This is a genomic window from Microbacterium sp. MDV22-iso44 (assembly GCF_058629135.1).
In genome coordinates this window covers 390,761-403,139 of record NZ_JBZVWS010000003.1, presented here as the reverse complement: position 1 = coordinate 403,139, position 12,379 = coordinate 390,761, and the positions used below count along the sequence as shown (strand labels likewise).

At 69.0% G+C, this 12,379-nt stretch carries 7 protein-coding genes; 1 reads left to right on the top strand and 6 read right to left on the bottom strand.

The window, feature by feature from the left end; all coding sequences use genetic code 11:
- Positions 1-3 precede the first annotated feature (3 nt).
- The 6 genes from AC4NN1_RS12140 to pxpA form a co-directional block, all read right to left on the bottom strand.
- Positions 4-630, bottom strand: a complete 627-nt coding sequence (locus AC4NN1_RS12140; protein WP_491955461.1) for a hypothetical protein — start codon at positions 628-630, stop codon at positions 4-6.
- 182 nt (positions 631-812) lie between these two features.
- Complete coding sequence (rpoC, locus tag AC4NN1_RS12135; RefSeq protein WP_018187374.1) at positions 813-4,688, bottom strand: DNA-directed RNA polymerase subunit beta'; 3,876 nt, start codon at positions 4,686-4,688, stop codon at positions 813-815.
- Between the two features lie 41 nt (positions 4,689-4,729).
- A complete protein-coding gene (rpoB, locus tag AC4NN1_RS12130; RefSeq protein WP_018187375.1) occupies positions 4,730-8,227 on the bottom strand; it encodes a DNA-directed RNA polymerase subunit beta in 3,498 nt (1,165 codons plus the stop codon).
- Between the two features lie 237 nt (positions 8,228-8,464).
- Complete coding sequence (locus AC4NN1_RS12125) at positions 8,465-9,049, bottom strand: hypothetical protein (protein WP_491955460.1); 585 nt, start codon at positions 9,047-9,049, stop codon at positions 8,465-8,467.
- Between the two features lie 27 nt (positions 9,050-9,076).
- A complete protein-coding gene (locus AC4NN1_RS12120; protein WP_491955459.1) occupies positions 9,077-10,618 on the bottom strand; it encodes a 5-oxoprolinase subunit B/C family protein in 1,542 nt (513 codons plus the stop codon).
- Positions 10,612-11,367, bottom strand: a complete 756-nt coding sequence (pxpA, locus tag AC4NN1_RS12115; RefSeq protein WP_491955458.1) for a 5-oxoprolinase subunit PxpA — start codon at positions 11,365-11,367, stop codon at positions 10,612-10,614. Before pxpA ends, AC4NN1_RS12120 begins: the two co-directional genes overlap by 7 nt.
- Positions 11,368-11,497: 130 nt before the next feature.
- On the opposite strand from pxpA, the gene AC4NN1_RS12110 reads away from it, so the two are divergent.
- Positions 11,498-12,334 (top strand): alpha/beta fold hydrolase, encoded by an 837-nt coding sequence (locus tag AC4NN1_RS12110; protein ID WP_491955457.1) that lies wholly within the window; start codon positions 11,498-11,500, stop codon positions 12,332-12,334.
- Positions 12,335-12,379: the final 45 nt, after the last annotated feature.

The window sequence follows — 12,379 nt, the reverse complement described above, 5'->3', positions numbered from 1 at the left end:
GGCTCACCCCTCGGCCGGCCACACCGCATCCGCCACGCCTTCGGCGTACCGGGACGGATGCCACGCCTGCTGCGACGTCGACAGCCACCGGCCACCGCCCGCCTCGATCGACTCGACCAGATCGCCGTCCGTGCGTTCGCATCGGACGCGCCCGTCGTCGTCGGCGCACGTGAACCCCTTGGCGGGGAGGGATGCGGCAGCGATGGCCCCGGCATCCGTCGGCACGGCCGCGACCGTCGTCGAGATCTCACCCGCATCGGACGTCCAGCGACACGTGAGGACGACCGCGGGCTGGAGCGCGGCCACGACGTCCTTCGCACTCGAGACGGGCGGGTCCGTCGACGCGGTGACCACGGCGCCGTCGGTCTGCCGCAGGACCGCCCACGCGGCGTCGTTGTAGAGGTCGCGGCAGCCTTGCGGCGATGACGCGGCATCGGAGGCGCTCGACGCCCCGGGCGACGGAGCCCCGGCACCGTCGGACCCGTCCGTCGTCCGTCCGCTCTGGGCGAGCCACTGCGACGCCACCGGGAACATCGGGATCGCGAGGACGAGCAACGTCACGACGATCGCCGCGCTGACGATGCCGACGAACCATGCGAAAGCGGCGTTGCGCCCACCCACCCGTGCCATGCGTCCACGGTAGTGGCCCCGCCGCGCCACCTTCGCGCGGCAACGCCGAAGGCCCCCGGGAACGAGTCCCGGGGGCCTTCGGTCAGACGATCACACCTCGATCAGTTGTTCTCACGACTGCGTCGCTCGACAACTTCAATCGGCTCGGCCGAGCGAGCAAGCTCGCTCGTCTCTCACCTCAATCAGTTGTAGCTGCCGGGGGTGAAGTCGTCGGTCGAGAAGCTGTCGAAGTCGACGTAGCTCAGGTCGGCGTCGCTGTACGCACCGTCCGAGGCGAAGATGCGGTTGGGGTACCGCTCGCTCTTGGCCTCCTCCGTCGCCTCGACCACGACGTTGCGGTACTTCGCAAGGCCGGTGCCGGCGGGGATGAGCTTTCCGATGATGACGTTCTCCTTGAGGCCGACGAGCGGGTCGCTCTTGCCCTCCATGGCCGCCTGCGTGAGGACGCGGGTGGTCTCCTGGAACGACGCGGCCGAGAGCCACGATTCGGTCGCGAGCGACGCCTTCGTGATACCCATCAGCTCGGGACGACCCGACGCGGGGCGCTTGCCCGCGGCGACCGCTTCGCGGTTCATCTGCTGGTAGCGCTTGAAGTCCACCAGCTCACCGGGCAGCAGGTCCGTCTCGCCGTGGTCGACGACCGTGACCTTGCGCAGCATCTGGCGCACGATGACCTCGATGTGCTTGTCGTGGATCGGCACACCCTGCGAGCGGTAGACGCCCTGCACGCCGCCGACGAGGTACTTCTGCACCTCGCGGGCACCCATGACACGCATGACCTCCTTGGGGTCGAGCGTGCCGACCTGCAGGGGCTGACCGACCTCGACGCGCTGGCCGTCCTCGACGAGGAGGGTGGCGCGCTTGAGGACCGGGTAGACGTGCGGCTCGTCGCCGTTGTCCGGAGTCAGGATGAGCTTCTTGGCCTTGTCGGTCTCATCGATCTTGATGACACCGTCGGCCTCGGCGATCGGGGACGCACCCTTGGGGGTACGAGCCTCGAACAGCTCTTGGACACGGGGCAGACCCTGGGTGATGTCGTCCGCCGATGCCGAACCACCGGTGTGGAACGTACGCATCGTCAGCTGGGTACCGGGCTCACCGATCGACTGAGCGGCGATGATGCCGACGGCCTCGCCGATGTCGACGAGCTTGCCGCTGGCCAGCGAACGGCCGTAGCACTTCGCGCAGACACCGACGGCCGAGTCGCAGGTCAGGACCGAGCGCACCTTGATGCTCTCGATGCCACCGGCGACCAGCTTGTCGATGAGGACGTCGCCCACGTCGTCGCCGGCCTCGGCCAGGACGGTGCCCTGAGCGTCGACCACGGCGGCGGCGAGGGTACGGGCGAACACCGAGTTCTCGACGTTCGCGTCGCGGACGAGCTCGCCGTCGGCGCCGGGAGCGGCGATCGTGAACTCGAGACCCTTGGTCGTGCCGCAGTCCTCCTCGCGGATGATGACATCCTGCGAGACGTCCACGAGACGACGCGTGAGGTACCCCGAGTCGGCCGTACGGAGGGCCGTGTCGGCCAGACCCTTACGCGCACCGTGCGTCGCGATGAAGTACTCAGCCACCGACAGACCCTCGCGGTACGAGGAGATGATCGGACGGGGGATGATCTCACCCTTGGGGTTGTTCACCAGGCCTCGCATACCCGCGATGTTGCGGATCTGCAGCCAGTTACCACGGGCACCCGAGCTCACCATGCGGTTGATGGTGTTGTCGGCCGGGAAGTTGTCCCGCATCGCCTTCTGGACCTCGTCGGTCGCCTCGGTCCAGATCTTGATGAGCTCCTGACGACGCTCGGCGTCGGTCGTGAGGCCCTTCTCGAACTGACCCTGGACCTTCGCTGCCTGCTTCTCGTAGGCGGCGACGATCTCCTTCTTGTTCGGCGGCGTGAGGACGTCGCTGAGGGCGACGGTCACACCCGAACGAGTGGCCCAGTAGAAGCCGGCGTCCTTGATCCGGTCGAGGGATGCCGCGACCTCGGTCTTCGGGTACTCCTCAGCCAGCTTGTTGACGATCTGCGACAGCTTGCCCTTGTCGGCCTGCTCGCGAACGAACGGGTAGCCCTTGGGGAGGGTGTCGTTGAAGATCGCCTGGCCGAGCGAGGCATCCACCAGACCGTGACGCTCGTAGCCCTCCGGAGCCTCCCCCTCGAGGAAGGTCAGGCCGGGGACGCGGATGCGGACCTTGGCCTGCAGGTCGAGGGTGCCCTCGTCCTTGGCCAGGATCGCCTCGCCGACGGAACCGAACACACGGCCCTCACCGGCAGCGCCCTCCTTGAGGGTCGTCAGGTGGTGCAGACCGATGATCATGTCCTGCGAGGGCAGGGTGACCGGACGGCCGTCAGACGGCTTCAGGATGTTGTTCGAGGCGAGCATCAGCACGCGGGCCTCGGCCTGAGCCTCGACCGACAGCGGCAGGTGCACGGCCATCTGGTCACCGTCGAAGTCCGCGTTGAAGGCGGCGCAGACGAGCGGGTGGAGCTGGATGGCCTTGCCCTCGACGAGCTGCGGCTCGAACGCCTGGATGCCGAGGCGGTGCAGCGTGGGCGCACGGTTCAGCAGAACCGGACGCTCGCGGATGATCTCCTCGAGCACGTCCCAGACCTCGGGACGGGTGCGCTCGACGGCGCGCTTGGCGGCCTTGATGTTCTGCGAGTGACCGAGGTCGATCAGGCGCTTGATGACGAACGGCTTGAAGAGCTCCAGCGCCATCTGCTTGGGCAGACCGCACTGGTGCAGCTTCAGCTGCGGGCCGACGATGATGACCGAACGGCCCGAGTAGTCGACGCGCTTGCCGAGCAGGTTCTGGCGGAAACGACCCTGCTTACCCTTCAGCATGTCGCTGAGGGACTTCAGGGCGCGGTTGCCGGTACCGGTGACGGGACGACCGCGGCGGCCGTTGTCGAACAGGGCGTCGACGGCCTCCTGCAGCATCCGCTTCTCGTTGTTGACGATGATCTCGGGGGCACCGAGGTCGATCAGGCGACGGAGACGGTTGTTGCGGTTGATCACGCGACGGTACAGGTCGTTCAGGTCGGACGTGGCGAAACGGCCACCGTCGAGCTGGACCATGGGGCGGAGCTCCGGCGGGATGACCGGGACGACGTCCAGGACCATCGATGCGGGGCTCATACCCGTCGACAGGAACGAGTTGACGACCTTGAGACGCTTGATCGCACGGATCTTGCGCTGGCCCTTGCCCTCGGAGATCTGCAGGTGGAGCGACTCGGCCTCAGCGGCCAGGTCGAACGCCAGCAGGCGACGCTTGATCGACTCCGCGCCCATGTAGGCCTCGAAGTACTGACCGAAGCGGTCCTGCAGCTCCTGGAAGATGTCGTCTTCCTGCTTGAGCTGACCGACCTCGAGACCGCGGAACTCGTCCCACATCCGCTCGAGCTTGGCGACCTGCTCGTCGCCGCGCTTGCGGATCGTGGTCATCTCCTTCTCGGCGGCGTCCTTGGCCTTCTTCTTCTGGTCGGCCTTGGCTCCTTCCGCCTCGAGGGCGGCGAGCTCGTCTTCCAGCTTCTGCAGGCGGTCGGCGACGCGAGCGTCACGACGGTCGGCGATGTTCTTGATCTCGAGGCGGAGGTTCGCCTCGTGGGTCGGGAGGTCGCGGTGACGCGCATCCTCGTCGACCGAGATCACCATGTAGGCGGCGAAGTAGATGACCTTCTCGAGGTCCTTCGGCGCCATGTCCAGCAGGTATCCGAGGCGCGAGGGAACGCCCTTGAAGTACCAGATGTGGGTGACGGGGGCGGCGAGCTCGATGTGGCCCATGCGCTCACGACGGACGGAGGACTTGGTGACCTCCACGCCGCAGCGCTCGCAGACGATGCCCTTGAAGCGGACGCGCTTGTACTTGCCGCAGGCGCACTCCCAGTCGCGCGAAGGTCCGAAGATCTGCTCTCCGAAGAGGCCGTCCTTCTCGGGCTTCAGGGTGCGGTAGTTGATGGTTTCGGGCTTCTTGACCTCGCCGAAGGACCAACGACGGATGTCGTCGGCGGTGGCGAGACCGATGCGAAGCTGATCGAAGGTGTGTGACTCGAGCACTGATTCTCCTGTGTCGGAATTCTGTTCGTTGCCGGTACGGGTCAGATCTCGTCGATCGACGTCGACTCGAACCGGGTGGAGATGTTGATGCCGAGCTCTTCCGCTGCACGGAAGGCCTCGTCGTCACTGTCACGCAGGTTCACCTCGGTGCCGTCGGCCGAGAGGACCTCGACGTTCAGGCAGAGGGACTGCATCTCCTTCATGAGGACCTTGAACGACTCCGGGATGCCGGGCTCCTGGATGTTCTCGCCCTTGACGATCGCTTCGTAGACCTTGACGCGGCCCACGATGTCGTCGGACTTGATCGTCAGCAGCTCCTGCAGCGCGTATGCGGCGCCGTAGGCCTCGAGCGCCCAGACCTCCATCTCACCGAAGCGCTGGCCACCGAACTGGGCCTTACCGCCGAGCGGCTGCTGGGTGATCATCGAGTAGGGGCCCGTCGAGCGTGCGTGGATCTTGTCGTCGACAAGGTGGTGCAGCTTCAGGATGTACATGTAACCGACCGAGATGCCGGCCGGGAACGGCTCACCGGAGCGACCGTCGAACAGCTTCGCCTTGCCGGAGCTGTCGATGAGACGCTCTCCGTCGCGGGTCAGGTTCGTGGAGTCGAGGAGACCTGCGATCTCCTCCTCGAACGCGCCGTCGAACACCGGGGTGGCGACCTTCGTGCCGGGAGCGGCCTCGCGAGCCTGCTCGGGGAGCTTCGCAGCCCACTCCGGCGAGCCGTCGACCTTCCAGCCCTGCTTCGCGACCCATCCGAGGTGGGTCTCGAGGACCTGGCCGAAGTTCATTCGACCGGGGATGCCGAGCGGGTTGAGGACGACGTCGACCGGGGTGCCGTCCGCCATGAACGGCATGTCCTCGACGGGCAGGATCTTCGCGATGACGCCCTTGTTGCCGTGACGACCGGCGAGCTTGTCGCCCGCGGTGATCTTGCGCTTCTGGGCGATGTAGACCACGACGCGGCGGTTGACGCCCGAGCCGAGCTCGTCGTCGCCGTCCTCGGCGTTGAACTCCTTGACGGCGATGATCGTGCCCTGCTCACCGTGGGGAACCTTCAGCGAGGTGTCACGGACTTCGCGGCTCTTCTCGTTGAAGATCGCGCGGAGCAGGCGCTCCTCGGCCGAGAGCTCGGTCTCGCCCTTGGGCGTGACCTTGCCGACGAGGATGTCGCCGGGACGCACCTCGGCGCCGATGCGGATGATGCCGCGCTCGTCGAGGTCCTTCAGCAGGTCGGGGCTGACGTTGGGGAGGTCACGGGTGATCTCCTCCTTGCCCAGCTTGGTGTCGCGAGCGTCGACCTCGTACTCCTCGATGTGGATCGAGGAGAGGGTGTCGTTCTTGACGAGCTCCTGGCTGAGGATGATCGCGTCCTCGAAGTTGTGACCCTCCCACGTCATGAACGCGACGAGGAGGTTCTTGCCGAGGGCGAGTTCGCCCTCCTCGGTGGCGGGACCGTCGGCGATGACCTCGCCGACCTCGACGCGCTCACCGGCCGAGACCACGACGCGCTGGTTGTACGACGTGCCCTGGTTGGAGCGGTCGAACTTCCGGAGGAAGTAGTCCTGCGTGCCACCCTCGTCGAGCTGGACGGTGACGACGTCGGCCGAGACCTCGGAGACGACACCGGCCTTCTGAGCCGTGAGGACGTCACCCGCGTCGATGGCGGCGTAGCCCTCCATACCGGTGCCGACGATCGGCGACTCGCTGCGCAGCAGCGGGACGGCCTGACGCTGCATGTTCGCACCCATGAGGGCGCGGTTCGCGTCGTCGTGCTCGAGGAACGGGATGAGCGAGGTCGCGACCGACACCATCTGGCGCGGCGAGACATCCATGTAGCCGATCTCGTCGACGGGGAACAGGTCGACCTCGCCGCCCTGACCGCGACGGGCCAGGATGCGGTCGTTGACGAACGTGCCGTCGGCGTTGAGCTCGACACCGGCCTGGGCCACGACGTAGTCGGCCTCTTCAGCCGCCGTCAGGTAGTCGATCTGGTCGGTGACCTTGTTGCCCACGACGCGGCGGTACGGCGTCTCGATGAAGCCGAACGCGTTGATGCGAGCGAACGATGCGAGCGAACCGATCAGGCCGATGTTCGGGCCTTCCGGGGTCTCGATCGGGCACATGCGGCCGTAGTGCGAGGGGTGGACGTCACGGACCTCGACGCCGGCGCGCTCACGCGACAGACCACCGGGGCCGAGCGCCGACAGGCGACGCTTGTGGGTCAGACCCGCGAGCGGGTTGTTCTGGTCCATGAACTGCGACAGCTGCGAGGTTCCGAAGAACTCCTTGATCGCGGCCACGACGGGGCGGACGTTGATCAGGGTCTGCGGCGTGATCGCCTCGATGTCCTGCGTGGTCATGCGCTCGCGGACGACGCGCTCCATGCGGGACAGACCGGTGCGGACCTGGTTCTGGATGAGCTCGCCGACGGCACGGATGCGACGGTTGCCGAAGTTGTCGATGTCATCGACGTCCAGGCGGATCTCGGCGGGCTTGCCGCTGCGGACGCCGTCGTAGCTGACGTCGCCGCGGTGCAGACGGACGAGGTACTTGATCGTCGCGACGATGTCCTCGACGGTCAGGACCGAGTCACTGAGGGCCTTGTCGATGCCCAGCTTCTGGTTGATCTTGTAGCGACCGACCTTGGCGAGGTCGTAGCGCTTCGAGTTGAAGTAGAAGTTGTCCAGCAGCGCGCGGGCGGCCTCGGCGGCGACCTGCTCGCCCGGACGGAGCTTGCGGTAGATGTCGCGGAGCGCATCTTCCTTCGTGAGGATGGTGTCCTTCTCGAGGGTCTCCTCGATCGAGCTGAAGCCCGCGAACTCCTGCATGATGTCTTCGCTCGACAGGCCGAGGGCCTTCAGGAAGACGGTGACCGACTGCTTGCGCTTGCGGTCGATGCGGACGCCGACCTGGTCGCGCTTGTCGATCTCGAACTCGAGCCACGCACCGCGGCTGGGGATGACGCGCGCCGAGACGATGTCCTTGTCGGAGGTCTTGTCGGGCGTCTTGTCGAAGTAGACACCGGGCGAACGCACGAGCTGCGAGACGACGACGCGCTCGGTGCCGTTGATGATGAACGTGCCCTTGGCGGTCTGGAGCGGGAAGTCGCCCATGAAGACCGTCTGCGTCTTGATCTCACCCGTGAGGTGGTTCATGAACTCGGCCTCGACGTAGAGCGGGGCGGCGTAGGTCTTGCCGCGCTCCTTGCACTCCTCGATGGAGTACTTCTCGGGCTCGAGGTACGGGTTCGTGAACGAGAGCTGCATGGTCTCGCCCAGGTCCTCGATCGGCGAGATCTCTTCGAAGATCTCCTCGAGGCCGCTGATCTCGGGCACGTCGGTGCGGCCCTCGGCCTGCGCCTGAGCGACGCGTGCCTTCCATGCCTCGTTGCCGACGAGCCAGTCGAACGACTCGGTCTGCAGCGCGAGGAGGTCAGGGACCTCCAGCGTGTCGGAGATCTTGGCGAACGAGAGGCGGGATGCTCCGCGACCGTTCTTGTTGGTGGTGGTGGAAGTTGCGTTGCGCGCAGCAGCCAAGGGGATTACCTCCGTGAGCCCGGGGAGGGCTGGTTTTCCTTGTCGTCAGGTGGAGTACTCCCGTCAACGCCTGCGGCGCGCGCCGACGGAGACCGTCGGGGGCGCAGGCACAAGCCGACCACCATATGAGGGCAAGTAGAGGGGAGCGCAACTACCCACTATAGGACGCGCGACGCGCCGTGTCCAGTCGAATCGTTGACGAGTTCGACGGGCTGCGGTATAACTCGCGGGCGTGGGTCAGGTCCACTGCCAGGTCACGAGGACGGACTGCGCGAGGGCGTCCCGTTCCTCCTGCGACTTCTCCACATCCGACGCGAACGTCACGATGTAGGTCTGTCCCGCGTTGACCAGGTAGAACTGGTCGATCACGTAGGGCGTCTCCCCCTGCTCGACGCGTGCCGACAGGTGGGCCGACTCGGAGCCGGCTGCCGTGACGCGCTCGAGCGCCTTCACGTCGGACGCGCCGGCCTCCTCGAGCTGGGCGACCCCCGCTTCCTCGACCTGCTCGGAGGTCACCTCTCCCCCGGGGGAGACCAGGATGTTGACGTTGTCGCGGTAGCCGTCCTCGATGGTCAGGTCGGCCGCGAAGGTCGTCTCGTCGAAGCCGTCGGGAGCACCGTCGGGGTAGCCCCATCCCTCGGGCAGGGTCAGTGTGTACTGCTCCGCGGTGATCACGTCGCCCGACGCCGGCGCGAACTCGACGGCGTCGCTCTCGGGAGCCGCCTGGCTCGACTCGGCGGGCGGAGCGGACTCCGCGGCGCATCCGGCGAGACCCAGTCCCGCCAGGAGCAGGAGGACGGCGGAGGCGCGGCGGAGGGACATGCCGCCGACCCTACGCGGCGGGGCGTGTCACCGGCGGGGGCTTGCGCTCCGCACCAGAAGATGAGAGCCCGGCCGAGCCTGCGCGAGCGCCGCCCGGCCCGCCGCCGTGATGACACCGATCACGGGGTATCCACCCGTGACCGGACCGTCGGGACCGAGGATCACCGGGACGCCGTCGGGCGGCACCTGCACGGCGCCCGGCAGCATCCCCTCACTCGGGAGCTCGCGCCCCACCGCGCCCGGCGTCCGCGTGAGCGACGGACCATCGAGGCGGATGCCGACGCGATCCGCCCGCGCCCCGACCACCCACCGGCTCTCGACGAGCGCCCGACGCGCCTCGGGGGTGAACCACGCTGCGCGAGGCCCCGCGGCGATCGCGACCTCGAGCACATCGGGCGGCGGCGTCCACGGCCAGAGGTCCACTGCGGGGACCGGATGCCGCGCGGCATCCGCCGTCGCGACCGCGTCGCCCGCGCGCAGCGGCGCCGGCCCGAGCCCGGCGAGCGAGTCGGTCGCGGCCGACCCGAGCGCCGCTGCCGCGGCGACACCGCCGCGCACGGCCAGGACCGCGCGCACGCCGGCCCGGAACGCGCCGATCGAGAGGTCGGTGCCGGCCGGCCACAGCACCGGGCGGTAGGCGTCGACCTCACGGTCGGCGATGCGGACCGGGCCCCACGCACCCGTCACGGCGATCCAGAGGTCGCGGGAGGAGGTCGCGCGGAAACCGCCCAGGGTGATCTCGATCGCCGAAGCACCCTCGGCGTTGCCGACGAGCCGGTTCGCAGCCGCGAACGCCGGACGGTCGGCCGCCCCCGAGAGGGCGATCCCGTCGGCCAGGCGTCCGGGGCGACCGGCATCCTGCACCGTCGCGAGGGCGCCCTGGTCGACGACGTCGAACGCGTGGGGTCCCGCCGGCCGGACGGCCTGCGCGGGCGCGGCGACGGCCACCGAGGCGACGCGGCGGAATCGCACGAGCGATCCGGGGCGGAGGAGGACGGACTCGGCAGCGCTCGGGTCGAACAGGGGCGCGTCCGTCGTGCCGATCAGCTGCCACCCGCCGGGGGTCTCGCGCGGGTAGGCGCCGGTGAACCCGCCGGCGAGCGCCACCGCGCCGCGGGGCACGCGGGTGCGCGGCGTCGCCCGTCGCGGCATGTCGAGGTTCCAGTCGTCGCTGACGAGGTACCCGAACCCGGGCGCGAAGCCGGTGAACGCGACGCGCCACCGCGCCGCGAGGTGCCGCCCGATGAGCGCGTCGGGTGAGAGACCGACGAGGGATGCCGCCTCGGCGAGGTCCGGGCCGTCGTAGGCGACGGGGAGCTCGACCTCGCTCGGCGCCGGCGACGTGCCGGTGCGCCTCTCGGCGCTCTCCCCCGCCGTGATCCAGGTGCGGGCTGCGGACAGCGGGAGGACGGCGGTGTCGACGTGCACGAGCACCGTCCGTGCCGCCGGGACCAGATCGAGCACGCCCGGTGGGGGCGCCTCGGCGAGTCGCGCGTGGAGGTCGAGGACATCCGCGAGCCCGTCGACCTCGACGAGGAGCGCACTGTCGCCGAACGGGCGGATCACCACGGGGCGCGCACCGCGACCCCCGCCGCGTCGAGCGCGGCCCGCACCGCCCGGGCCATGGCGACCGACCCCGCGGTGTCGCCGTGCAGGCACAGGGAGGCCGCCTGCACGCGGAGCGTCGACCCGTCGACCGCGTCGACCAGCCCGTCGCCGGCGAGCCGGACCGCCCGCGCGGCGACCGCGTCGGCGTCGTGCAGCAGGGCGCCCGCTTCGCCGCGGGGCACGAGCGCGCCGGACGGCAGATAGCCGCGGTCGAGGAACGCCTCGACGAGGAACGGGATGCCGTGGGCCGCCGCGGCCCCGACGACGACACCCGGCATCCCGAGCAACGGCAGCGGCCTGCCGAGGTCGTGGGCGATGTCGGCCACGGCGGCCACGACGGCCTCCGCCGACGCGGAATCGACCGTGACGGAGTGGTAGAGCGCACCGTGCGGCTTCACGTAGCGGAGGTCGGCGCCGGCGGCGACGAGCGCGCCGATCTGCTCGCGCACCTGCGTGCGGAGGAGGTCGGGCGCGACGGCGCGCGCGACACGGCCGAAGCCGGCCCGATCGACGAAGGAGGGATGTGCGCCCACGGCGACGCCCGCAGCCGTCGCGCGGGCGACGGCATCCGTCATCGACGCGGCGTCACCGGCGTGTCCGCCGCAGGCCACCGACGCGCTGGAGACGACCGCGAACATCGCCTCGTCGTCGGCGGTCGGCACGCCGTCGACGGTCTCACCGAGGTCCGCGTTCAGGTCGATCGACGCCATGAGGCCACGGTACCGGCGGGCGGGCGGTGAACGACGGACGAAGGATCCGTCAACCGCTGGCCGGGCAGCCGCGCGGACCGTAGCGTCGAGGTGTCGCCGGAGGTTCGCTCCGGCTGGAAGGAGAGCCGCTGTGGCGCACATCACCGTGGGGACCGAGAACTCGGTCGACGTCGACATCTTCTACACCGATCAGGGATCGGGCCAGCCCGTCGTGCTGATCCACGGGTTCCCCCTGAACGGGGAGTCCTGGGGCAAGCAGCAGGCCGCGCTCCTCGAGGCCGGTTACCGCGTCATCGCCTACGACCGCCGTGGGTTCGGCGCGTCGACGAAGACGGCGTCGGGCTCGGACTACGACACCTTCGCCGCCGACCTGCACGCGCTCATCGAGGAACTCGAGCTCACCGACGCGGTGCTCGTCGGCTTCTCGATGGGAACCGGCGAGATCGCACGCTACCTGTCGCGCTACGGCGCGGACCGCATCGCCAAGGTCGCCTTCCTCGGCTCGCTCGAGCCGTGGCTGCTGAAGACCGACGACAACCCCGACGGCGCCGGCGACCAAGCCTTCTTCGACGGAACGGCGGCTGCCGTCGCCGAGGACCGGTATGCATTCCTGACCGGGTTCTTCCGGGACTTCTACAACCTCGACGACTACCTCGGGGACCGCATCTCGCAGGAGGCCGTCGACGCGTCGATCGCCGTCGCGAACCAGGCGGGGAACGCCGCCATCGCCGCCGCGCCCCTGACGTGGCCGACCGACTTCCGCGGCGACATCCCCGCCGTCACCGTTCCGGCACTGATCGTCCATGGCACGGCGGACAACATCCTGCCGATCGACGCGACCGCGCGGCGGTTCCGCGAGCTCCTGCCCGAGGCGACGTACGTCGAGATCGAGGGCGCCCCGCACGGCCTGCTGTGGACCCACGGCGCCGAGGTCAACGAGGCGCTGCTGGGGTTCCTGCAGGCCTGATGCCTCCTGTCGGCAGTCCGCCCGTCGCCGGGTGGGCTGCCGGCG